Source organism: Paraglaciecola sp. 25GB23A, from assembly GCF_040012495.1.
Taxonomy (GTDB): Bacteria; Pseudomonadota; Gammaproteobacteria; order Enterobacterales; family Alteromonadaceae; genus Paraglaciecola.
On the sequence record NZ_JBDYKM010000010.1, the window covers coordinates 21,294 to 44,026 of the forward strand.

Consider the following 22,733-nt stretch of genomic DNA (forward strand, 5'->3'; position numbering starts at 1 on the left):
CGTTAATCGCGCACCAAAAAGTGCGATGGGCCCATTCAAGTCTTGATCGTCCCGAGGTGCAGGCACGCCTTGGGAGTTGCGTTTAACTCTTCTTTCTAGCACTTGAGCAGACCCTCGTGCACTGTGATTTCAGTTTGCTGTCCTGACACACCAAAGTCGATGCGTAATAGCTGTGGATCGTTATGCCTTTCTCAACCGTAATATGTCGACGTTGTAGTACTTTACCGGCGGGGCAGGTCGATTGTGGGAATCGAACAAGGCCAAGTGCTTCTCAGGCCTTGGCAACCTAGTCTACCGCCAAACTTTGTTTCCGAGTAGAGGTCTTGATTCCTGAGGCGCCTGTTTCGGGCAGGAAGAAGCTCAGGACGATGACGCCGCCGACAAGCGGCATGAAAGCGGTCTGGAATTCGCTCAGTGTCAGCGCTATCCCGTCTGCAGGGATCATCGGGTAAAGTGGCCAAGAAAAGGGCGTTTTTTTTTCTAATACTCGCGGATTACGTTTAGCCACTTCCGCAAAAAAAATCTGCATAGGTTATTCGCGCGGCGCTGACCGTTCCGATGCCGCACGTCAGCTTGCAGCTGATCCTTAAGTGCGACAGCGCACCGACATGGCTGCCGATTGGAAGCAAACTAAAAATTTAGAGAAGGAACCACTATGTCGAAGAAAACTGTAATGACCGATATCAAAACATTGCGCAGCCAAGCACGTAAACATATTGAGCAAGGGGCGGTTACCCTTGGGTATTCCGCAGACCGCACACAAGTGCTGAAATTGCTTAACGAAGCACTCGCTACCGAAATTGTTTGTGTTCTGCGCTACCGGCGCCATCACTTCATGGCCCGAGGTATTCATGCAAAAGGTATCGCCAATGAGTTCCTTGTGCATTCTAATGAAGAACAAGGACATGCTGACCAGATTGCCGAACGCATTGTACAGCTGGGTGGCGAACCGGATTTCGCGCCCGAGAGTCTTGCTAGTCGCAGTCATGCGGAATATGTGGCGGGCAACTCATTGCTTGAGATGATCAAAGAAGATTTGGTGGCGGAACGTATAGCCATCGATAGCTATCGCGAAATGATCCAATACCTCGGAGATCAAGATCCAACGACCAGTGACATGCTGAAAGTTATCCTGGCGGTTGAAGAGCAACACGCCGATGAACTTGCCGATTTACTGGAAGAGAAGCCAGCGGATTTATTCAACAGTTGAAGCGCAAAGAAGACCGAACATGCAGATATTGTGCAACTGCAGCAGTCAGGCCACTAGTGACACTGGATGAGTGGAAACAACCATACTGGTGCTAAGGTAATGAACCACTCACGTTCACACTGCTATCCCGGCTAGGTCCTCCAGACTAGATTTAGCCTGATTTATCTTAATATTAGATGGGATCAGTTTTACGCATTATCGCTGGTAGGATACCTGCGTCCGATGATTGGTTTAGGTGCTAACTTGGGTGGGCTCGTGACAGAACCGAATCGCCAGACCAGCAATGACATCAGGGCAATAACCAATTTAATTGGTAGCTTAAACTACGTAAACAGTTAGCTGTACCCGCCATGTTCTTGAAGCCATGTCTGCTCAAAGCAACATTGGATTGGAGGTATAAATGCTGGTGAGTATTTATTGTTATATACCTAGGTTAGATGAACCTCCTCGAATGCAAGACTACACGATGGAACTTGAACCCGGCGAAGGCATGCCTGAAATTCAAATTGGAAGTGGAAGCATGAATAAATTAAGACAATTTTGGAACAATCTGCGGTCGAGCTTCTGGTTCCTGCCTTCATTGATGGTCACCAGTAGCATAGCCTTTGCGGTCGTATTGATAGAACTAGATTCTGCCGGGTTTAGCCAACGGCTAAGTCAGTGGCCGCGGCTATTTGGGGTAGGGGCAGAAGGCGCGCGCCTGATGTTGTCTACATTAGCCGGTTCTATGATAACGGTTATGGGGATCACCTTCTCCATGACACTACTGGCACTGGTATTGGCATCGGGCCAATACACCTCCCGCATTCTGCGTAACTTCATGCGCAACAGTGTCACGCAAGCGACACTGGGGGTTTTCGCTAGTATTTTTGTTTATTGTCTGATCGTGTTGCGTACCGTTCGCGGTAGTGGTGTAGATGAATTCGTGCCAAACCTGGCAGTGTTTTTCGCCTTTGTGATGTCGCTTTGTGGGGTGGGTATTCTTATCTATTTCATTCATCATATTGCCTTGTCGATCCAAGCGTCCAGCATTATCGCCTCGGTCGAGCAGGAGACTAACGCTGCTATTGATCGGTTGCTGCCGAAAAAAACAGCTCAGCAGGCAGATAACTATGAAGAGCAAAAGCAGATACTCGATTCACAGGATGAGAGGACTTGGTATCCAGTGCCGGCAGCCCGCAGTGGTTACATTCTAAGCGTAAATAACCATATACTAATGAGTTTGGCAGGGGACAACAGAACAATCGTGCGTATGGAACAGGGCATCGGCGCGTTCATTGTGCAAGATACGGCTCTGGTGTCGCTTGCCCTGACTTATCCTCCAGGGCAAAAGACAATTGATGCTCTGAATGCTGCTTACAGTATTGGTACCCATCGCACAGTGGATCAGGATCCTGCTTTCGGTATTCGGCAGATTGTGGATATGGCCATGAAAGCACTTTCTCCAGGGGTCAATGACACCTCGACGGCGGTGATAAGCGTGGACTATCTGACCTCGATTATGGCTAGGCTGGCCGGTCGGCTATTTCCGCCATTGTACCGTTATGAGGCAGAAACGCTGCGTGTGGTGGCGATTGTTCCTAGCTTTGAAAGTCTATTGGCCGAGGCCTTCGACCAGATTCGAGGTTGCGCCGAAGAGAATATTGGCATATTGGTACGCATGCTCGGCGGTCTCGAAGCCATCGGTAGTCTGACGATTCGCCCAAGCTACTTGAGCGCACTAGACCAACAGCTGCAGTTGATTGCTGAATTGACCGATCGTTGCTTTGAATCCAGCCATGATCGCGTGCTGCTAGAAATGCGGCTGTCGGAAGTACGAAACACGCTAGAAGCTCAGACTCTATTAGGCAAAGTGACTGAACAGGGGCAGTGTAGTAATGCGTCGTGATTTCGAGCTAGTGGTATTGTTTTAGCACTCAGTTAAATCTACCTTTTGAACCCGTTATTGAAAAAGTGATAAAGCTCTACAGGATGAAGGTTTTGACGTACTTACAGATATCGATATCAAAGCAACCTTCAAAGCTAAACTCGATGTTGATTATAACCTTATAGCATCCTTGGCGCCTGTAATCCTCCCTTTGCGCATCTTGCCATTGAGGCTGAACCCGATATCGGCTTGTTGTTGCCTTGCAACGTTGTTGTGCGAGAAGAAACTGATGACTAAATAACCATTGTCTTTATGGATCCTACCGCGGTTTTGTAGCTAGTTGATAATCCTCAAGTCCATGCCTAGGCAAAAGAAGTAAAAGCGCTAATGTTTAAAGTGTCTAAGAAATTGAATTAATTATAGGTGAGATCAGTTCAATACCACTTAAGCTAATTATTTAATCTGGCACATAGCCTGTGTAGGTCAGCGAACAGATGCCCGCTCTTCAATCGTGGAACATAATTTGTTGAAAGACCGTTATTCAATGGGGATGCTCTTAATGTATATGCTAGCAATGACACAAAACCGGCTCGATGTCACTTGCCCGGAAGCACCATCCACCGGGGGGCGGTAAAGCTGCTCCCAGCGGCTCAATCTAGAACAACAGGAGAAATATATGTCAAACATCGTCAGAGGAATAATCGCCGGTTTCGCCGCCACGGTAGTGCTTTCGCTACTTATGATGGCAAAGTCCATGATGGGCGCTGGAGTAGCAGTCGGCTGGGTCTTTGCGATACAGCCTGCTAACTCAAGTTCAGCGCTCTAACCGGAACGGCACTCTATTGGATAGGAGCAATAGAGTGGCATGGTAAAAGTTCTTAATTACAGCGCCTTAGGGTCTACTGTTGAAGCACTTACATTGGAAGCCAACACTGGAGAATGATTTTTTTAGCGCAGGCTCGAACGGATTTATGGGCCCAGAGGAAAAAATAGTAGGTCGGAATTATCCGTTGCCTCAGTGTTTATGTGCTCATTTCTCAACAAATCCTTTTTGCTACGAGGTATCTGCGTAGGAATTTTAGATTCGAGATAAAAGATAAGTGACTAGTACCTAGCATCTAGTACCTAGCATCTAGTACCTAGCATCTAGAATCTAGGCAATAAACCGTCAGAGTGAAGAAAATGACAATTTACTCCGCCACCTTTATCATAGATGGCGAATTTTCCTGAGGTGAAGCAAACGATGAGTATCAACTATGACTGACAAAATATTAAAAATTTCAGATAAGTTTTGGAATATTCGAGGTGAGTTTAAAATTTTCGGTTTATTAAATATTGGTACACACGCTTCTTTAGTAAAGCGCAGTAACGGCAAGTTTGTATTGCTCGACGCTTATACGATGCAAGACGATATTAAACAGCAAATTGATTCCCTAACCAACAATGGCGTCAACATTGAAGCGATTATTAACTTGCATCCATTCCACACTGTGCATATTGAAAAAATACATAGGGATTATCCAAACGCCTTACTCTATGGAACACAGCGCCATATCGATAAATTCCCCAACCTTACATGGCAAACAGAGTTAACCAATTCTAACGAGTTTGCCGTATTGTTTTCAGATGATTTTGAATTTTCAGTGCCTCGCGGGGTCGATTTTATTTCCAAAAACGAGCATCTGCATTTTTCATCGGTACTTGCTTATCATAAAGAGTCAAAAACCATTCACGTTGACGACACGTTAATGTACCTAAAATTACCCGGTTTACTCAGTGTTTTAAAAAGTCCAGAAGTGTCTTTTCATATGACACTGTCCAAAACATTGGAACGACGCAAAGGCGCTGCAGATGATTTTCGGCTTTGGGCTGCGGAGCTAGCAGAGCAATGGAGCGGTGCTGAAGTGTTATGTGCGGCTCATTCGTCAACATTGTTTATTAAAAACCAATCACCATCAATTGCGGCGATGATCATGACCGCTTTGGAGAGGGTAGAATTAACGTTAAAACATCATGAAAAGAAGTTTGGTTAACACAATTCCGGTCGTTATATTCCAATTCGAAATGAATTAGAAATACAGAAACCGGCGTGGTCAGAGCCGATGACCTATGACTTTTGGATCTGCATCAGTCGATTAGAACAGGACCAGCGAAACGGCGGCAATGGTGGCGAAGCCGCTCGCCAAAACCAGTTTTCTCTAGCAACCGTCATAATACCTAATGGCACAGGCCAGCCAAATCGCCGACTGACTCTCATGAGCGAATTGCAGACACAAGATTAATTAGCTGTGAAGATCGGGTTTACTGAGAAAGCAGACGATAGGTAAGGCTGAGCATATAACCTGTTTATGCCAACAACGGTCGTAGTTTGAATCAGTATTCTATACCCGAACAAAAGTGTCAGGATTTTTACAAGTATTTCGGCTTTACGGCAAAAGGTGGCCTTACCTTCGTTACCATCCGCTTCGACTCAGAGCGTGAGCACGGCACAGAAACCGCCAAGCGCTTGACTACTTAATTTTGAGTATTAACTTTCGCATCGGTTTGACCTTAATTGTTAATATTCAAAACAACACGGCAGAAAACCGTGGTTATAAAACAGTATTTTCTAGTTCACGGCTAGACCGACCTCCATCACGACCTGCTCTTCTTTATCGGAGTCAACTTCCCTAGGCTTCGCTAGCAGGACCCGCTCAGGCTCGATCGCAGTGCTTTCTTCTGGACCATCGGATGCTTTCGCCAGCAGGTAGTTCCGCACAGTGGTGGCCCGCGCCTTGCCAAGTGCCGTGAGATCGGCATCGGTGACGGGTTGTGCCGCGATCACCTTCTCGGCGAGATGGGCTCGGTAGGCGACAGCGTCGAACGCCGAGCGGCCCTCCGGCTCGCGTATAAATTGCTCACGGACCTTGTCCAAGTGTGTTTCCGGGTAGGCGCTCGAGAAAATCTCCTCCATCGCATCTTGCGTCGGTTCCGAGGTTAGGTCCGGGGACGAAACCTCACGTCCTTGATCGCGCAACCACTCGATGAGCTGCTCGACGGCACGTTGGCGCTTGAGTGCCGGGCCGTCTACATCCAGATCGAAGGGACCAGCGAGCTCCAGCGCAAGTGCCGGACGCTTCACGAGAGCCTTTCGCAGCAGCTCGACGCGCTGGCGCTGCGGCGGTGTTAGGTCGCTGCGGCCAGCCGGGTAAGCGATCCGTTGTAGGTCCTCTTCACCAGCCCCGAGCAGCTCTGCCAAAAAGCGGAACGGCGCGCTAACGATGTTGCCGATCGCGTCACCGATGGCGCTGCGAACTGCGCCAACCAGCTCGAAGTGCGGATCGCCGAGATCTCCCGTAACTGGGATATTCATCTGGATCACACCGTCGCTGTCCTTAAGCAGCGCGACGGCAAAGCTGAGCGGCAGGTCCATCGCGTCTGGGCTTTTGATCTTCTCGCCCAGTTGAAGATCGTGGAGCACTATTGCATTACTGCCCTCAAGCTTGCCGTGCGCTAGGCGATACCCGAGATCGAGGTCCATGCGGCCTTTCGCGATCTGGCGACCAGCGAACGCGACTGTATACGGCGAGTAGTCCGGCACCACCAGGTTGCGGAAGGTCAGCGTGATGTTCGTGTCTCTCGTCGGCTGCCAGGCGTGGATCGTGCCCTCGATGCGCGCTAGGGCATGCTCACCCACCTGACCTTCGAGCTCTACTTCGGCCGGTGTCAGTGTGTCTGAAGCCAGCGTGGAGATCTCTCCATTCAGTTTGTCGATACGCGTCGAGAACGGCAGCGGCAGCGAATGATCGGCGAACTGGAGACGACTGTCGGTCAGGACGATACCGGCGATGCTTACGCGTAATGGGGGGGCGTGTTCGCTGGCGTCTTCTTCGGGAGTGGGCTCCTCCCCCTCGGCGCGCGTCACCAACAGGCGATTGAAATTCGTGGTCTTATCCTCATGGATGATGACCCGGCCTGAGCCGCCCTCGATGGACACGCTAGAGGCCTCGATGCTGCGCTGCGCCAAGCTCAAGTCGAGCTGCTCGATCTTCATGGCGAGCCAGCCAGCCACCGGTTCGGTGTCGCCGGGGTACAGGGGCGCAAGGTTGAGTCCGTCCACGCCGGTACTGCCATGAAAGGATAGTGGTTCATCGTCGCTGACCGACAGTCGTCCGTCGAGACTCAGGCTCCCGCCCTTGATGGCCAGCCGCGCGAGTTGTTGCAGGTAAGGCTCGGCCGGGCTCAGGGCCAGCGCTTCCACGCGCAGCCCGCCGTTGATTTCGAATGCCGGCGACAGCCGCATTTCGCCATCGAACGAAAAGGCACCGCCCGCCTTGAGCTGCCCAGTGAGATGGACCGGGAATCCTGTGTTCTCGTGCAGGGCGGCATCATCCAGCGACAGGGCAAATTCTTGCACCGCGATGGTGGCGGTCGTGCCTGAGGAGGCGGAAGCAGTAGTCAGGTGATCCACCAAACTGATCGCTCCGTCTATAACATCTAGATGAAGGATGACTATCGTCGGCATCCCACTTTTGCCGTTCGCTTCCGGTTCGCCCGCTGCCTCATCCTTCAGCCGGGTGAAGCGTGTCTCACCCGAGGCGAAGCGTTCCTCTTGAATAACCAGGCCTTCTAGGCGTATCTGCTGGAAGGTCCATGCCTGGTCGATGAGACTGACCAGCGTGAAGTTGACGAACAGACGGTCAAAGGCGACAAGTTCGTGGCCGTCTGGATCCGAGAGGGCGAAATCGGAGACCTCCAAGGTGAAAGTGTAGGGATTGAAATCGATATCGCCGATGCGAAGCTCGCGGCCAATATTTTCTCGCACTTTGTCTACCGCAATCCAACCGGCGAGCCACGGCACAAGGAAAAAACCCGCGAGCGTGCACAACGCAGCGACCACAAGCAGCCAGAGGCCGATCTGGCGCACGTTGAGCCAACGGTGACGCAGGCATTCCCAAAAGCGCGACAGCAATTGACTACTTATGGCGAGGGGCAACACTAGGTTCGTACCAGGCTAACATATAGGGTTTTTCAATCTAATACCTCGATCGCTTGTGGGAACACATCACTGGGAAATAGCTACGGTTGTTAAGCCAGGCACCAGCCAGCCCTGCATACCTCCCCCTGTAATAAAAATACTGGGTATAAAGCAAAAACTACCACTTAAATCATTGGCAGTTTTTTTACTGTAGTTGTTATGTTTCAGGATGCAGCCACCTAATAAGCTGCTTTGGCAAAGTCTTTTTCATTGGCTTAAGCACCACATTGTTGGCATTAAATAACTATAAGCGCGCGCTTGCTTTAAAATCATCGTTTCAAAGCAAGAACATTGCTTGCCAGTTTTACTCACCATCGACAGCATCTTGGACCGATTCGCCTACAGTCTCAATGTCTTCGCCTGCGCCCTCAATCGTTGCGCAACCGGCAGCAAGCAAAAGTCCAGCGGCACATAGTGTGGTAACAAGTAACTTGTTTATATTGACTAATTTCATTTGTGATTCCTCTTGTGTATCGGCTTAGTGGCAATTGCCGGTTAAGCAATTTTAACCAGTAATGATGCTTACATGGTTTTCATGTGGTCATTCTGTTTAGTTGTTAATGTAGTAAGCCTAAGCGCTATGTTAAAACTTAAGCAATTTTCCCTTCAGCACTGGCAGTCAGCGATATAGCAACCAACACCAAAAACACGAAAAATATAATTAGATGTGCAGTTAATCATGACTTATGTGAAGTGTCTGGTCGCTAACGTACATAAGCAACAAAGTAATTCGCCACTATATCGAACAGATGTGTTGAGCCAGTAATCAGGTATGAATGCTTAAAAAAAGTTAATACGGGCATTTGGCGCTCATCTACCGTTTGCAATGTTGATTTTAATTAGTGAGGAACTTCGCCGCGTCTTTGTGCGCCGAGGGAATTCATTTTTACTGAAGTGGTTAACATGGTGACAAGATAAATTGATTATATGTAGGGTGCCGCACGGAATGCAGCTGTTACGTCTGTCATACTCTAATCTTTAATGCGGATTGACGGCTACCGTAATATACCCTTCATCCCGCGCGGCGTCCGCTTGAAACTGCACGTTTGTTGGCTGCACTCATTCGCCCCAATCGGTAACCGACGTTGCGCCAACCGCGTTGCACTTAGTACGGCTAAGCTCATGGGGTCTCACTCATTTGCCGCCGCCGCGCAATTCCAATGATTTTGGGTATAGTAAATTCGCTTCAACCAAAGGAAAAGCAAAAATGCCAGAAACTAAGGTATCAAAACGAGAGGGATATGTCGCTAAGGTGAAAGATCAATTTAACGACATTAATGAACAAGTTGATAAACTAGAACAAAAATCGAAAAGCACTAGGGCCGATTTAGCAAACAAATATAAACAGGAAATGACTAGCATTTGGCGCTAAGCATAACGCTTGCAATGCTAATTTTAATTTGATGAGGAACTTCACCGCGTCCTTGTGCGCCGAGGGAATTCATTTGTACTGAAGTTGCTCAAGATAAATAGATTAAATGTTGGGTGCCGAACAGAGCGCAGCGGATACCTCTGCCATACTCCAGACTCGATAACGTTTCCCTAGGCTTAATTTTATAGGTCGATAGAAAACATTTAGGTCGTTACCGATAAACTGGCCCTATTTCTTGCATCAGGGCCCTATTTTTAGGTCACTTTTTTTCAAACAGGTATTGTCGAAATCGTCAAACTTATCGCATGTGGTTTGCACAAATAACTTCTGGGGCGCGAAGAAAGAACACTTTGTCAGATAATAGCAGGTGCTACTGAACTTATCCCAGTGCTGACACTCTTCAACGCATTCGAGATTTTTGTATGTATAAGTCGTGTTTTCAAGTAGGCACTTTTTATTAAAATCGTCCCAGTACTGGCAGTCATTGAGGGCCAAGGGGATATCATCAGTTAACGGTTGTCCGCAGGTGACTGTAAGGTCTCCCTGACCGTATGTTTCTCCTATTTCGAGACTTATCTCTTTTGCCCCGACATTACCTGCCAAAAACATCGCTCCTGCAATTAAAACCATAAATATATGTCTGTTCATGATAGGACTCCTTATTGTCTTAATTTGTCTATAACCTAACTTATACCGATTGGAATTTTGAGCGATAAGTGATTGGTGGGCTCGGATTAATTTATAGTGACCACATAATATTTAGCAGGGTTATTTGCCTTCAGCTGAGGGGAGGATAAATGGCTTTTTATCCTTAATGGCTGCATTTTTTCTTTTATTATCGATAAATTCTTCTTCCAAAGCGGCTTTATCTTTTACATTGTGATCTACGTCGTGCTTACGGTCATAATCTTGCGAGTGGTTTGATTCTTTCTGCATAATAATTATTCCTTCAAAATGCTGCCTACGGTCAACAGGATTGCGACTGCGACCTATTTAGTCCTGCGAATAAGCCACACGATAATAAAAATGACAATAATGGTGCCGAGAATACCGCCGCCGATATACATAAGTTACGCCTTTAAAAAGTGCTTAAGTAGGCATTCAAACATTACCGGTGTGAACCGTCTGGACGCTACCGCACATAAGCCGCCAAGTAATTCTCCACCATATCGAGCAGTTGTGGCGACCCAGTAATGAGGAGGGAACGTTTAAAAATGGTAACTATCCGATTAGGTTTTATGAATGGAAGAATACCCCGTAAGGCTTTCATTTTCATGGCCCACGACAGCAGGCGATAGTCCAAGACTATTACTCATCCAATGCTAGAAATCGCAAACAGGGTAGAACCCAAGAATTAATCCCCGCGACAGGCGTCAATCGCCTCGAAGTTGCTCTTCGCTTAGCAGAGCAGTCCCACGTAGCACTTGAGCAAATGGCTGTTCGATAGCCCCGGGGCGTCGTCATGGATTCGGGTAACGTTTAATACGTCTAGCGCTTCTAGTGCGTTACCGAACAGACAGTAGTTGGTCACCACGTTAGAGTTAGAACCGTACACTGTTATGATTTCAGTGAGCTACAACGCAACTATCATCAATGACTGGAGACAATTATGCGTAATAAACTATATGTCGCAATCGCGGCAACCTTTATGTCCACTTCGCTCTTCGCAATGGACTTCACTACCGCAGACGAAAATGGCGATGGCAAGATCTCGAAAGACGAGTTTTATGGCACCCTTTCAGACGCTGGCACCTATTCAGACTTCGATTTGGATCGCAATTTCTACTTGGTGAAATCCGAGTTTCGCGAGACGGACCATAGCTACGGTTTGTTCAATGGTTGGGACTTCAACAAAGACGACCGACTGGATGAAGGCGAGTACTCCTTCGGTTTGTGGTCTAATTACGACAAGAACGAAGATGGGCATTGGGACAACAATGAATGGGACGACGCCGGGGAAGCCGGTTTCTGGGACATGTAAGATAAAGTAGATTCTCCTCCCGACCGGTTGTTGCCATTTTGGTAGCAGCCGGTTTTTTTATGGAAAAATTGCATAGCGACAGAGCACCACTGGTTTACCCGTGAATGAATGCCATTTGAAATTCTCATTACGAAGTTTTTAGGTTTACTTCGGCCCGTTGATGGCTATAACCAAATAGAACTGAGGCTTTAGGGGGAGTCTATTCCTGGTCTTTGTGTCAGTTTTTCAGATTTGATATCAAGGGGCTGTGTGGGTGCAAAACAGATATAAGCCCACTAAATGAGGATTTCACAACATGTAGGCATGTAAGTCTTTTGAAGGACTTACTTGGATATGTGTCGAGGTAGACCATGAATAAGCTGTTGTGCACGTGTTGAGCAGTTTTCACTGATATAGATCAAAGGTTTTTCTATGAGCGACAAGAATAGTATCGATAACCCACTTACCCTTACCGTCGGCGATGAACAGTTAGTTATTCGACGTCGCTATGAAGTTATTAGTATTATTAATGATTTTTTCATAGCGAGCTGGTTCCTGTCGGGGAGTGTGTTTTTTCTTTATCCGTCGATGGAAAAAGTAGCTATCTAGCTGTTTATCATTGGCAGCGCTCAATTTTTGATCCGACCTACAATACGTCTCTTGGCTCATCTTCATATGCGACGAGTGCCAGATAGTCGTTGGGAACTTTAACAATACAAGACGCTATTCCACTTTTACATTTCTGTTGTACCTGCATGACATGAGAACTGTCTTATTGCGCAAAGCATAAAAATTAATATGCGGTTCTTCGGGTCCGCATCATTTCACTGTTAATGTCTGCTTTCCTTCTTGATGAAGTTAAATAATAAGCTGGTGTTAACGTCCATTCCAGCCTTAGAGCGGTTTAAAGGTTATATTTGCAATGTGTAGAAAAGGTCATGAATTTTTGTGGTTTTTTGGGTGAGTATGAGCCCTTTAGGCTCAAAGCTGCCTGTCAAAGCAATCCTTCTGAACTTCTGGAAATGGCAAATAGTTCTCGGTCAGATTTATGCTGACTATTCCACATTATTCAAACTTTAGCCCCTGATACTAGTTCCCGCCGAAAAAGCTGCGTAGTTTACTTAACTGATGTTCAAATACTCCGGGTTTGTGAAGATCTGCGGGTTTTTCATCGGGACCAAGGGGTAATATGTGTTCGAAATAAGTACCACTTAGAATATGGCGCAGAACGCCTTCGCCCAGAAATGCTTCGTCGTTATTTAATGTTCTTGTCGCTCGGAGCAAACGACGAATATCGTACTGACCAGGAAATATATCGGGCACCTGCTTTTTGATCCCAAGCAGACTGTATACCCCGATACGGGCCGTTCTGACCGAACTTTCTAAGGTAAATACTACGTCATTATGGGTTTCCACAAATTGCCCCAGACACGCAAGGTTGGCGCTACCATCCGGCACAGCCGACGGTCGATCGCCTTTGGCTCGTGGCATGAATTGTGCTGTGATGTAGGGCATCAGTGCAGTGCGCACTTTGGTCGCGGCGATTATTTCTGCGACCTGGTCAATCAAACCAAGGTGAAAACACATTTCAGTCAATATTTCATTACCGGTGCATTTGGGCATAGCTTTTTTGATGTAATCGCCAGGCTTGTCCATTTTTAGCGCATATACCCAAATGACAATCACGTCACTGGGCTGGTCTGGAAAGTGTGGCTGGCGATTGACGGTGAAGCTCATCAACCAAGCTGAATCAGTAAAAGAAATAACACCTCCCGTTACCGTTTTACCTGAGTAAGGATCATTGACCGACAAAGCTTTAAGCTTTTCGATCAGGGGGGAGGGCTCGCAAGTCAGCGTTGCCGATTCCCATATTGAGGCCGGCACATTGGAGCAGAATTTCTCTGGCAGCCCAAAGACAGGAGACTTTTTGGCAAGGTTTTTCCACAACTGCCACCCCGAGGCAACACCCGGATAATGGTTGCCCACCTTCAATTGCGGCACCGTGTTATCATCACCATAGGCGGTGTCCTCCACTATTGAGCCGGTAGTGACAAAAATAAGGTCGCGAGCACCAAGCTGGATTGTCTCTTCACCATTAGTTGTGCGATATTTGATTGCAGTTGCGCTTAAGGTTTCGCCATTGGTATCTATATCCACGTCTGACACGGTCGTGCCGTACTGGATTTTTATGCCCTTGTTCTTCAGCCAATCCATCAGCGGAACAACAAAGCTGTCGTATTGATTGTATTTAGGAAAGACCAGTGACGTCATGTCGTTTAGCCCGTCCATAAGGTGCAAAAAGCGATGCATGTAGAGCTTCATTTCCAGTACTGAGTGCCAGTTCTGGAAAGCGAACATGGTGCGCCAGAACATATAAAAATTGGTCTCTAGGAAATCTTCACTGAACCAAGCTTCCACTGTGATATCGTCTAAATCTTGCTTGCGCGCCATTAAAAGCTTCAACAATTCTATCTGCTGTAGCTTGCTCAGCTCCATGGTCGAGGAGTCTTTGATCTGGCCCTGTTTTTCGAGAAGTCGTGCTTTTGACCAGTTCTTGTCAGCGTCATTGACGATGCGGTATTCATCAAGCACCGTGAATGGGGCGGGCAGTTCCAAGGCCGGTATTTCTGAGAAGACATCCCAGAAGTTTTGATAGGTCATATCCATCTCACGGCCACCGCGAACGAGATAGCCTTCCTCGGCATTACCCGCCCCATCAAGTGCGCCCCCATCGATCATCATGGCTTCTAACAGGGTAATGTTCTCAGCCGGCATATGGCCGTCACGGATCAGAAAGAAAGCCGCGCATAGACCGGCAATGCCGCTACCGACAATATATGCATGGCGGTCACCTATGCCTGCGGTTGGTAGTGGACGATTATTAGTATAAGCACCGTGTAAGTCAGCGGGAGGTAGCATCGTGTCGAGACCATTATGCAGATGCTGGGACGAGGCGTCAGGCGAGACATCCACCGCTTGTTTAACCAAGGTTTCAATATGAGTCTTTAGGCAAGAGACATCGATTTTAGGCGAATCAGGGCCGGTCATGTAGGTATCCTTGGTGGCTATTTTTGTCCTGACATGTATAGCGCAGATTTGTAAATAAGTTTGTGCGGGAACGAACATTAGATAGGATATATATTCATCGGCTCGACCGAAAGTGGATTCGAAGGTCTCAGCCGGTCGTTTCGCATCACACGCATAAACCCTTGGCAACATCGATGAAATGGCCTACTACATTTATATATGACAGCGAACCACTTATGTGTGACAGCGAACAGTCCCAGCGTAATACCCAGTATACTCTTACCAGACATAAGCAAAACAGCTAATCAACACTAGCCTGCGAGCCCAATTGGGCTTAGACGATTTTCAACCACATCAACCGATAGCATGTCAAAAAGAAATGAAATTATCGAAAAAATGCTGAAGCTTGTTGATCGCCCAGCATGGCGCTGCTTGACGGGGTAATGTTCTGGGGTAGGTCCTCGAAACAAGCGAGTGTTACAAACGCCGCAAACGTATTGTCAACCATTAACATATAGAGAGGCCATCAAGTGATGAATTGGTTTAATTCCAGCACGGCAAGTCTTGCTCGTGCCGACTCACAGCTTTATCTAACCGGAACCGGTATTGGTTCTATCACGGCTGCTGTCACTCTAATCCAGAAATGTGCATGGACAGGCTCAAATATTCACATTATCGAAGAACAAGACGAAAAATACGCGGGCGGTTGCTGCGATGCCCAGTACGATGAAGAAAAAGACCAATATTCTATGCGCGGCAGTCGCATGTTCGAGGAAGAAGTATACCGATGTACAAAAGCGCTTTGGGGCCTAATTCCCTCCATTGAAAACCCAGGCAAGACCGCGCTGGATGACCATAATAAAAATTGGAACGAATGCCGGGTTGATACCAAAGTCCGGCTCATCTTCGATGGCGTCAAAAAGGATGATGGTCTGCATCTGGGTTTGAGCAAGGCTGACATGTACAACATGGCGAAGCTGATGCTGATGCCGGAATGGATGTTAGGAGAGAAGAAGATCTCAGATATGTTCACCCCAAAGATGTTTCGCAGCAACTTTTGGTATATGTGGCGAACCACCTTTGCCTTTCATCAGTGGCATAGCGCTATTGAGCTTAAACGTTACATGCACCTGTTCTTCCATACTATGCCCCATTTCCACGACATGACGCCAATACAGCGCACCAAGTACACCAACTTTCATTCCTTCGTCTTACCCGCACTGAAGCTGCTGGAAGACAAGGGTGTCAATATCCATTATCAATCTAAGATTACGGATGCTGAATTTAGTAAAGTCAACGGCAAGCAATGTCTCACTGGCTTGCACATTGAAAATAGAATTGGCGAGAATCAGACGGTCGATGTGCGCGAGCGTGACTTCGCTTTTTTGACCTTAGGCAGTATGGTTGCGGAACATTCATATGGAGCGAACGATACACCCGCTCAATTTCCGCCTAGCCAGCAAGCTAGCGAACGCAGTTGCTCTTGGACCTTATGGGAAAAGATAGCCAGCAAACACAGTGGTTTCGGGCATCCGGAGGTTTTCACTCGCGATCCTGAAGAGTCTAGGATGCTGGCATTTACCAGCACCTTCAACGATCCTTTGTTCAGGTCCAAATGGGAAAAGTTGGTAGATAGAAAGATGGGAGAAACCGGCCAGCTTACCTTGCCTGATTCACCTTGGTTTTTGGAGGTTACTGCATTCAGACAACCCTTATTTCCAAACCAGAGCGATGATAAAACAATCATTTGGGGTTACGGCCTGCACGATGATGAGGTTGGTCGTTTTGTGCCAAAGAAAATGCGTGACTGCAGTGGCAGAGAAATCTTGGAAGAGTTGTTGGGCCATCTGGGTTTCAATGAGGACGAAAAGCGCATTGTTCTTGACACTTCGAACACAATTCCATGCATGCTTCCCTATGGCATCAGTCAGTTCAATCCCAGAAGACCGGGAGATCGACCCCGCGTTGTACCGGAAGGAGCCAGTAACTTTGCATTTATTGGTCAATATGTTGAGATACCCAACCATTGTGTATTCACGACTGAATATTCGATTCGTGGAGCGATGATCGCTATTCAAAAGCTGATCGACCCAACGCTTGATATTCCCAAAATATACTGGGGTGAGAAAAAGCCTACCGTGGTGGCTGCGACCATTCGAAGGGTTTTCGCATGATCCCCTTAAAGCGTTTCCCTGAACAAGCGATTGCTCATTTTGAGGCTCGCTTAAGTTGTTTGATCGACTTACTACAACTGAACTGAGGAATATAATGATGCACAAACTAACGATAGTGATAGCACTTTGGTGCTCAAAACTCCAACGCGCTTCTAAGCTTGGCCTCCTCGTAATAATAATGCTATTTGCGCCAATCGCTATTGCAGGCGAAGGGCCATGGCCGTCGTTTATGGCGACGACGCTCAACGGTGAAAAAGTCGACAGTGATAAACTGATAGGTCAACCCACATTGCTCATACTTACCCCGTCGAGCGATGCCGCAGAATCGACTCGAGAGTGGGTTAATACTTTGCGATCAAAGATAGATCAAAGTAAATATCGGGTCCGCGACGTACTGGCCGTCGATTTACCATTTTTTATGTCGGAAGAAGATGTCATTGGTCGAGCCAAAGAGAAAGTGCCGAAGCGCTATCATGATCAGACTTGGATCCTGAACTCCCAGATTATGGAAGATGCTCTTGGTGTACCGGCCGATAGCGAAGAAGCCGTTATTGTCGTTTTGGATAAGAACGGTAATCTGGTATCGCAGGTTCACGGCAAGGTGACGGCGGCGCGGATGAGTGAGATCAGCAAAGCCTTACAGAGCCTAGCTAGCGACTAACTGTCTTCGTCGCTGATAATTATCGTATGTAAAATGGCCTTGCCAATATTAAATTGGCCGGGTTTTAAACTACCGGTCTCGAGTTTTGAACGATCGTCTTGCATGTGGGCTTAGTCAAAGTATCCCTATATATAGTGAACAATTAGCTTGTCAATAAAGACGTTCAATTGAAATTTACAAGTAAGAATCTTAGCAACTATAACTAATGGCTGGGTATTAATTTTTATTGTAAATAACCACTGGAATTTTGTGCCTTGTAAAACCTGCCTATTAGTAATGAAGGTGAATAGGCCAGTTCGTAAACCGCTCATGCTTTTACTCCCTCAAAGATAGTAGAGAGATGTTAGGATGGAAAATAAGAGGCAACATGGATTTTCATGTTATGAAAAATGATTTTTTATTTTACCTATCCTCGACACTAGAGAAGCTCAAGACCCTGGCTGAATCTGCATTCAAGAAAGATGATTAAAAACAGTGGGAATAATATTAATGGACCTATCTATATTAGATAAATTCTGGCAGTTAATTGACGAAAAATTACAAGGCTGGCTGGAAGCTGGCATTAAACACTTGCCCAATTTTATAGTCGCCATTCTCTTGGCTATGTTATTTGGCTTACTGGCTAAATATGTTGGTAGAGCCATTCGAAAAGTGCTTCATAAAACCCTAGAATCTGAACAAATTGCCGACCTACTTGCATCAATTATCAAGGTGCTTGTGCTGGTCTCAGGGCTATTTATCGCCCTAGAGTTTTTGGGCTTAACCGGCACTGTAACGTCACTCTTAGCTGGCGCTGGTATTATTGGCCTAGCGCTTGGTTTTGCTTTTCAAGACATGGCAGAGAATCTTATTGCTGGTATTGCGATGGGTATTCGTAAGCCATTTCAAATTGGCGATGTGGTTGAAGCGGAGAATGTATTTGGCACAGTAATAACAATTAATTTGCGTAACACATTAGTAGAAACCTTTTTTGGCCAGATAGAAGTTGTTCCAAATAAAATCTTGTTTCGAAACGTACTAACAAATTATACGACCACAGGGATCAGGCGAATTGAAGTACCCGTTGGTATTTCTTACGCAGACGACCCAGAAAAGGCAGCTGAAGCTATTGAAGAAGCGATAAACGCCTGTGATTTTGTTATCAAAAAAGAAGAAACTGCCGTGTTTGCTAAGGAGTTTGCAGACAGCAGTATAAACCTAGTGGTCTGGTTCTGGATCGATTACCCAGGCGAAACTAGCTTTATGAAAGCTCGACATACTGCGCTTGTAGAAATTAAAAAAGCGCTAGAAAAAGCGGATATCTTAATTCCATTTCCTATCAGAACATTGGATTTTGGCGCCAAAGGCGGTGAAAAGCTCAATACCATGTTGTCGGAAAAAGAGTCAGAAGAAAAATCAGCAGATTCAGAAAAGTCATCATCGTCTGATAATGATAATGAAAATGAAGAAGCTCCAGGGTCAGAGTAAACTTTCATTAAGTAAACTCCTGCTTTGTCGCACTAGTCTAATTTATTAGACTTCCAAAAAAATTTCGAAGGCTGGCTGATCGCTCATGGAATTGTGGAAAAAGAGCTGGTCATCGGCTCTGTCCTGCAGATTGGCGAACGACTGCTCGGATAAGTGAGTGCGTTAGCGTACCGACAGCCCGATAGAAAACCGGTCATGATCTGTCGATGGTCTTTTTATGCAATCACTAAAGTGAGATGCAACCTGCACCATCCAGCACCGGATCAGATATTGGCGTGCGAAAATATGGATGCACTATCTTGAAAAACATCGGAGTTCTATGACGACAAACGATACCGGACTATCCTTCAACGGCGCCTGGTCGATGGCAGTCGGAGGCATGATTGGTGGTGGCATATTTTCTACACTGGGAGTCGTCGTCGGCATATCGGGGCCCCTAGCATGGTTGAGTTTTCTGGCGGCTGGACTCATTGCCTTGGCGTCGGGATATAGCTATGCCAAACTGGCCATTCATTATGATGAAGGAGGGGGCGCATTTACTTACCTTCGCAAAATCCAGGCAAACCAGTTTGCCGCTAGTCTTTCATGGGTTTTGATCATAGGTTATGTGCTGACCAATGCGGTTTATGCATTCACCTTCGGCCAATATTTGGGACATTTGGTCGACTTGGGCTCCTGGTTTCCGAGGGCGACGGCGGTAGGCATTATGGCCTTATTCATCGGTTTGAACTTGAGAGGTGTTGGTGAAGCCGGTCGTATTGAAATCATACTGGTTTGGATCAAGCTGATTGTGTTGGTGGGATTGGCCAGTTGGGGTTTAGCGAAATGGGATGTTCCAATGATGTCCCAAGGTGTAACAGATACCGGGATTAGTGCTGCATTATTTGGGGCAGCTTCAGTTTTTATGGCCTATGAAGGCTTTCAGCTTCTGTCCTATGATTATAACGATATACAGGCCGCCAAAAAGAACTTGTTGAGGGTGATGCTGTCTGCTATCGCCATCGTATCGCTGGTATATATGATGGTAGCCATAGGCACGACAATGTTAATTGGCGCTGATCAGGTAGTGCTGCATAAAGAGGTCGCGCTTGCCATAGCAGGGCAGAAAGCACTGGGAACAACCGGTCTTGTCATCGTCACAATAGCCGCGGCTTTTTCTACCGGATCGGCAATTAATGCAACACTTTTTGCTACAGCTCGCTTGGCTTATAAGGTTGCGGCAGAGGGCGAATTACCCGCTAATTTGCACCAAAAAAATCAGTCTGGAGTACCTAATCGGTCGGTTATTTGGCTCGGTGTTGCCGCGGCTATTCTGGCGGCGATAGGCACCTTGACTACCCTGGTAGAAGCCGCCAGTTTGGCATTTTTGTTTACCTTTACCATAGTGTGTGGGTTGGCCTTTCATCAGAAGACCGGGCTTCGCATAATTACGGGCTTTGGTGCCTTAGCGGGTGGGGCAGCTGCCATTGCACTGATTGTTGAGATGTACCGCAGTAACTTCGTTGCGCTGGTTTTTTTGGGTGTGCTGGTACTGATTGCCATATTTGGCCGTCCACGGCTGTTAAAACTTGTGAAAACGGAAAATCCAAGGGATGACGCTTAAACAATCGGGCGCTCATGGAATAATACAGGGTATATTTAAGTTATGCATGTCTCAATTCTGTACCACTACCTGACTACAATTTCTCCTTTAGGATTGGCTGCGGTGGGCAGATTCAAATACCGCTTCCCAGTTTTTACTTCATTCACTTGCGTTGCGCCAAGCGTTGTTGATCATTCAATCGGACTGACGGTCAGATTTTCCCATAGTTAGAACTTCCTCCGCGGTATTTTCTTTAGCCAGTGCTGGTTAGTGGAAATGGGAGGCCGTGTAGGCCGTTTAATAGCGAAAAAACAGTCGTTGTTTTGCTGGATAAGAACGCTAATTTGGTATAGCAGGTTTACGGCAGGGTTTGAAATTACTGTTCTCCAGTTTTGAAAGATTGTCTTGTACTTATGGTTAGCAAAGGCATCCGTGTATGTAGTAGACGATTAGATTGTCAATTGGCTGTGTTGAATATTCAATTTGAGCCAGAGCTTAGGCTTAGGAAATGCTAGCGATTTGACCAACAACAAAAATAGATTTTGTATGCCAGTGCCCGTCTCGTTTTTGTAAAACTATCTCTTATTTATTAAAACGTGCAACGCAGACTGAGCTTTCAGTGTTTCACCCTTGTAACGCTGCAATGGCCCAACTTTAAGTATGAGGGACGCGTTGCGTCTAGTTGCAAACGTCGTGGATATTGCCTAAGTTGTGGTGCCAGCCGAATGACCTAAAGTGTAACGCTGTTGGCAGATTAATCTTCCGCCAATCTCGCAGACGAGGTATTTTATAATACCTAGAAATCTATATTTTGATGCAGCTCGTTTTTTTCGTTTTGGGGCGTACGTTCTGAAAATAAGTAAAATATTATCCCCTTTTATTCATTTTGATGTGCCTTCAATATCTTTATAATCACCAATTGAACTCTTGATCAGGTCTTGTGCAGTAGTCTTTTCAGCTGCAGTTCGGCTCTCTACCACTAACACAATTTGCCCATTTTTAATCGCATCTTCAATTAATGCTGAAAATGGCTTTTCATTTTCTGATGCACCAATACTGGCACCCACCACACCACCAACACTGGCTCCCCAACCGAGTAGTACCAGTGGTGCAATTAAGGGACTGGCTACAAATAAAGTAACATTGGCGGTGATCAGTGCGACCTCTATTAATGCTCCAATACCAGTTCCTACTCCTGCACCAATAGTGCCATCGACTACTATGTCTTTTAAAACTTCATTGTCACCTTCACTCGGCTCATGGGCAAGTGCAGGTGAGTGATGTGTGTATATTTGCACCCGCTCACGCGGTAATCCTTGTGCAATTAGTTTTGTTAAAACAGCATCTGCTTGTTGGTGATGCTCAAAAAAGCCGGATACATAATGCATATTTTTATTCATGAGACTTCCCCCATAGATTACCCCGTTTCAAACGGTTGAAGTGCAAGTCTATGATCAATGTTCATAAGCCGTCTGTGTGCAGCCGTACACAAGGTCGTTGCAATTTAAGATTATTAAAGGGCGCGCGGTGTTACTCACCAACCATAACCAAGCGCAGCCATATATCGTGACCGCAGCTTTATGCATTCATACGGTGAAATATAAACGAGTTCGTTAGGTTGCATGTCGCACATCGCACATAATCCAGAATATTGGAATAGAGGCATTAAGTGAGTCGTTTCTTCTTAGGTACGATAACGCACCGACAAGTGATGGCTCTGAGCGCATGCTCCATGCTGAAGGTATGTTTATGACAACCTAGCACAGGTCAATCTGCAACATATCCGATACTTCAATCTTAATTCATAGGGAATAATCATGAATCACATTCGAACATTGATCAACGGCGGGTTACTGGCAAGTTTGCTGGTATTAAGTGCATGCGATACAAACTCAACTTCAATAGCGTCAAATTCAACAGAAACCGCGTCAAAATTAAGCACACCAGCTTCTTATACTCTCGAGGCCCAACTTTCAGGGGACAATGAAGTACCTGAAATTGTTGGCGAGGGTAGCGGCACCTTCACGGCTAGTATTGATCAGCAGACTAGAGCGCTGAAATGGACGATAAATTACTCAGGATTAAGCGGGCCGGTGACGGCAGCTCATTTCCACGGACCGGCACAGGCAGATGAAAATACCGAGGCAGTGGTTCCAATTACCGGAAATCTGACACTTAGCCCGATTGAACGCACAACAACCCTTACCGAAGCACAAATGGAAGAATTGAAGGCTGGAAAATGGTATGTGAATCTGCACACTGAGGCCAACCCTAAAGGCGAAATTCGTGGTCAGGTGTCTGTTCAGAAATGAGTTATATCCAAATAATGGGTAAGATAAAGTAAAAGTAAATGACGGTTCTTCATTAATAGATGACGTGTCTATGGCTGTCTTGGA

Annotated in this window: 18 protein-coding genes and 1 pseudogene; 12 read left to right on the forward strand and 7 right to left on the reverse strand. The window is 46.6% G+C overall.

Translation table 11 applies throughout. The features are described 5' to 3' along the window. Positions 1–286: 286 nt before the first annotated feature. A complete protein-coding gene (locus tag ABKW31_RS14010) occupies positions 287–529 on the reverse strand; it encodes a hypothetical protein (protein WP_348617169.1) in 243 nt (80 codons plus the stop codon). Between the two features lie 126 nt (positions 530–655). On the opposite strand from ABKW31_RS14010, the gene ABKW31_RS14015 reads away from it, so the two are divergent. The 4 genes from ABKW31_RS14015 to ABKW31_RS14030 all read left to right on the forward strand — a co-directional run bounded on the left by ABKW31_RS14015 (position 656) and on the right by ABKW31_RS14030 (position 5,110). After that, positions 656–1,210, forward strand: a complete 555-nt coding sequence (locus tag ABKW31_RS14015) for a ferritin-like domain-containing protein (protein ID WP_348617170.1) — start codon at positions 656–658, stop codon at positions 1,208–1,210. A gap of 466 nt (positions 1,211–1,676) precedes the next feature. Then, positions 1,677–3,098, forward strand: a complete 1,422-nt coding sequence (locus ABKW31_RS14020) for a DUF2254 domain-containing protein (RefSeq protein WP_348617171.1) — start codon at positions 1,677–1,679, stop codon at positions 3,096–3,098. A 655-nt stretch (positions 3,099–3,753) separates the two neighbouring features. Continuing rightward, positions 3,754–3,903 carry a hypothetical protein gene (locus tag ABKW31_RS14025; protein WP_348617172.1) on the forward strand — a complete coding sequence of 50 codons (150 nt, stop codon included), beginning with the start codon at positions 3,754–3,756 and terminating at the stop codon, positions 3,901–3,903. 430 nt (positions 3,904–4,333) lie between these two features. Further along, positions 4,334–5,110, forward strand: coding sequence for a hypothetical protein (locus ABKW31_RS14030; RefSeq protein WP_348617173.1), 777 nt, complete (start codon positions 4,334–4,336; stop codon positions 5,108–5,110). Positions 5,111–5,685: 575 nt separating this feature from the next. Here ABKW31_RS14030 and ABKW31_RS14035 read toward each other — a convergent pair. Next, positions 5,686–8,055, reverse strand: coding sequence for a DUF748 domain-containing protein (locus ABKW31_RS14035; RefSeq protein ID WP_348617174.1), 2,370 nt, complete (start codon positions 8,053–8,055; stop codon positions 5,686–5,688). Between the two features lie 343 nt (positions 8,056–8,398). Continuing rightward, positions 8,399–8,548, reverse strand: a complete 150-nt coding sequence (locus ABKW31_RS14040; RefSeq protein WP_348617175.1) for an entericidin A/B family lipoprotein — start codon at positions 8,546–8,548, stop codon at positions 8,399–8,401. 753 nt (positions 8,549–9,301) lie between these two features. Between ABKW31_RS14040 and ABKW31_RS14045 the strand changes: the two genes are divergently transcribed. Further along, the gene (locus ABKW31_RS14045) at positions 9,302–9,466 is read left to right on the forward strand and encodes a hypothetical protein (protein ID WP_348617176.1); all 165 of its coding nucleotides are present in this window, start codon (positions 9,302–9,304) and stop codon (positions 9,464–9,466) included. Positions 9,467–9,706: 240 nt separating this feature from the next. Here ABKW31_RS14045 and ABKW31_RS14050 read toward each other — a convergent pair whose 3' ends face one another. Next, positions 9,707–10,114: a hypothetical protein gene (locus ABKW31_RS14050; protein WP_348617177.1), complete on the reverse strand. Its 408-nt coding sequence runs from the start codon at positions 10,112–10,114 to the stop codon at positions 9,707–9,709. 120 nt (positions 10,115–10,234) lie between these two features. After that, complete coding sequence (locus tag ABKW31_RS14055) at positions 10,235–10,402, reverse strand: hypothetical protein (RefSeq protein ID WP_348617178.1); 168 nt, start codon at positions 10,400–10,402, stop codon at positions 10,235–10,237. Positions 10,403–11,075: 673 nt separating this feature from the next. Between ABKW31_RS14055 and ABKW31_RS14060 the strand changes: the two genes are divergently transcribed. Together ABKW31_RS14060 and ABKW31_RS14065 are read left to right on the forward strand one after the other, a co-directional pair. Then, positions 11,076–11,447, forward strand: a complete 372-nt coding sequence (locus ABKW31_RS14060) for a hypothetical protein (RefSeq protein WP_348617179.1) — start codon at positions 11,076–11,078, stop codon at positions 11,445–11,447. Between the two features lie 411 nt (positions 11,448–11,858). After that, a pseudogene (locus tag ABKW31_RS14065) lies at positions 11,859–12,137 on the forward strand (YrhK family protein). A gap of 378 nt (positions 12,138–12,515) precedes the next feature. Here ABKW31_RS14065 and ABKW31_RS14070 read toward each other — a convergent pair. Further along, positions 12,516–14,474, reverse strand: coding sequence for an oleate hydratase (locus ABKW31_RS14070; RefSeq protein WP_348617180.1), 1,959 nt, complete (start codon positions 14,472–14,474; stop codon positions 12,516–12,518). A gap of 512 nt (positions 14,475–14,986) precedes the next feature. On the opposite strand from ABKW31_RS14070, the gene ABKW31_RS14075 reads away from it, so the two are divergent. The 4 genes from ABKW31_RS14075 (at position 14,987) to ABKW31_RS14090 (ending at position 20,358) form a co-directional block, all read left to right on the forward strand. Next, the gene (locus tag ABKW31_RS14075; RefSeq protein ID WP_348617181.1) at positions 14,987–16,627 is read left to right on the forward strand and encodes an oleate hydratase; all 1,641 of its coding nucleotides are present in this window, start codon (positions 14,987–14,989) and stop codon (positions 16,625–16,627) included. A gap of 94 nt (positions 16,628–16,721) precedes the next feature. Then, the gene (locus tag ABKW31_RS14080) at positions 16,722–17,288 is read left to right on the forward strand and encodes a hypothetical protein (RefSeq protein WP_348617182.1); all 567 of its coding nucleotides are present in this window, start codon (positions 16,722–16,724) and stop codon (positions 17,286–17,288) included. Between the two features lie 489 nt (positions 17,289–17,777). Beyond that, a complete protein-coding gene (locus ABKW31_RS14085) occupies positions 17,778–18,755 on the forward strand; it encodes a mechanosensitive ion channel family protein (RefSeq protein WP_348617183.1) in 978 nt (325 codons plus the stop codon). Between the two features lie 319 nt (positions 18,756–19,074). Continuing rightward, the gene (locus ABKW31_RS14090) at positions 19,075–20,358 is read left to right on the forward strand and encodes an APC family permease (RefSeq protein WP_348617184.1); all 1,284 of its coding nucleotides are present in this window, start codon (positions 19,075–19,077) and stop codon (positions 20,356–20,358) included. 860 nt (positions 20,359–21,218) lie between these two features. On the opposite strand, the gene ABKW31_RS14095 is transcribed toward ABKW31_RS14090, so the two are convergent. Beyond that, positions 21,219–21,737 (reverse strand): hypothetical protein, encoded by a 519-nt coding sequence (locus ABKW31_RS14095; RefSeq protein WP_348617185.1) that lies wholly within the window; start codon positions 21,735–21,737, stop codon positions 21,219–21,221. A gap of 417 nt (positions 21,738–22,154) precedes the next feature. On the opposite strand from ABKW31_RS14095, the gene ABKW31_RS14100 reads away from it, so the two are divergent. Then, positions 22,155–22,649 (forward strand): CHRD domain-containing protein, encoded by a 495-nt coding sequence (locus tag ABKW31_RS14100; protein WP_348617186.1) that lies wholly within the window; start codon positions 22,155–22,157, stop codon positions 22,647–22,649. Positions 22,650–22,733: the final 84 nt, after the last annotated feature.

Excerpts from the sequence above, each read along its gene's own strand:
- ABKW31_RS14010 (WP_348617169.1), bottom strand. The coding sequence starts at position 529 with ATGCAGATTTTTTTTGCGGAAGTGGCTAAACGTAATCCGCGAGTATTA.
- ABKW31_RS14015 (WP_348617170.1), top strand. The coding sequence starts at position 656 with ATGTCGAAGAAAACTGTAATGACCGATATCAAAACATTGCGCAGCCAA.
- ABKW31_RS14020 (WP_348617171.1), top strand. The coding sequence starts at position 1,677 with ATGGAACTTGAACCCGGCGAAGGCATGCCTGAAATTCAAATTGGAAGT.
- ABKW31_RS14025 (WP_348617172.1), top strand. The coding sequence starts at position 3,754 with ATGTCAAACATCGTCAGAGGAATAATCGCCGGTTTCGCCGCCACGGTA.
- ABKW31_RS14030 (WP_348617173.1), top strand. The coding sequence starts at position 4,334 with ATGACTGACAAAATATTAAAAATTTCAGATAAGTTTTGGAATATTCGA.
- ABKW31_RS14040 (WP_348617175.1), bottom strand. The coding sequence starts at position 8,548 with ATGAAATTAGTCAATATAAACAAGTTACTTGTTACCACACTATGTGCC.
- ABKW31_RS14045 (WP_348617176.1), top strand. The coding sequence starts at position 9,302 with ATGCCAGAAACTAAGGTATCAAAACGAGAGGGATATGTCGCTAAGGTG.
- ABKW31_RS14050 (WP_348617177.1), bottom strand. The coding sequence starts at position 10,114 with ATGAACAGACATATATTTATGGTTTTAATTGCAGGAGCGATGTTTTTG.
- ABKW31_RS14055 (WP_348617178.1), bottom strand. The coding sequence starts at position 10,402 with ATGCAGAAAGAATCAAACCACTCGCAAGATTATGACCGTAAGCACGAC.
- ABKW31_RS14060 (WP_348617179.1), top strand. The coding sequence starts at position 11,076 with ATGCGTAATAAACTATATGTCGCAATCGCGGCAACCTTTATGTCCACT.
- ABKW31_RS14070 (WP_348617180.1), bottom strand. The coding sequence starts at position 14,474 with ATGACCGGCCCTGATTCGCCTAAAATCGATGTCTCTTGCCTAAAGACT.
- ABKW31_RS14075 (WP_348617181.1), top strand. The coding sequence starts at position 14,987 with ATGAATTGGTTTAATTCCAGCACGGCAAGTCTTGCTCGTGCCGACTCA.
- ABKW31_RS14080 (WP_348617182.1), top strand. The coding sequence starts at position 16,722 with ATGATGCACAAACTAACGATAGTGATAGCACTTTGGTGCTCAAAACTC.
- ABKW31_RS14085 (WP_348617183.1), top strand. The coding sequence starts at position 17,778 with ATGGACCTATCTATATTAGATAAATTCTGGCAGTTAATTGACGAAAAA.
- ABKW31_RS14090 (WP_348617184.1), top strand. The coding sequence starts at position 19,075 with ATGACGACAAACGATACCGGACTATCCTTCAACGGCGCCTGGTCGATG.
- ABKW31_RS14095 (WP_348617185.1), bottom strand. The coding sequence starts at position 21,737 with ATGAATAAAAATATGCATTATGTATCCGGCTTTTTTGAGCATCACCAA.
- ABKW31_RS14100 (WP_348617186.1), top strand. The coding sequence starts at position 22,155 with ATGAATCACATTCGAACATTGATCAACGGCGGGTTACTGGCAAGTTTG.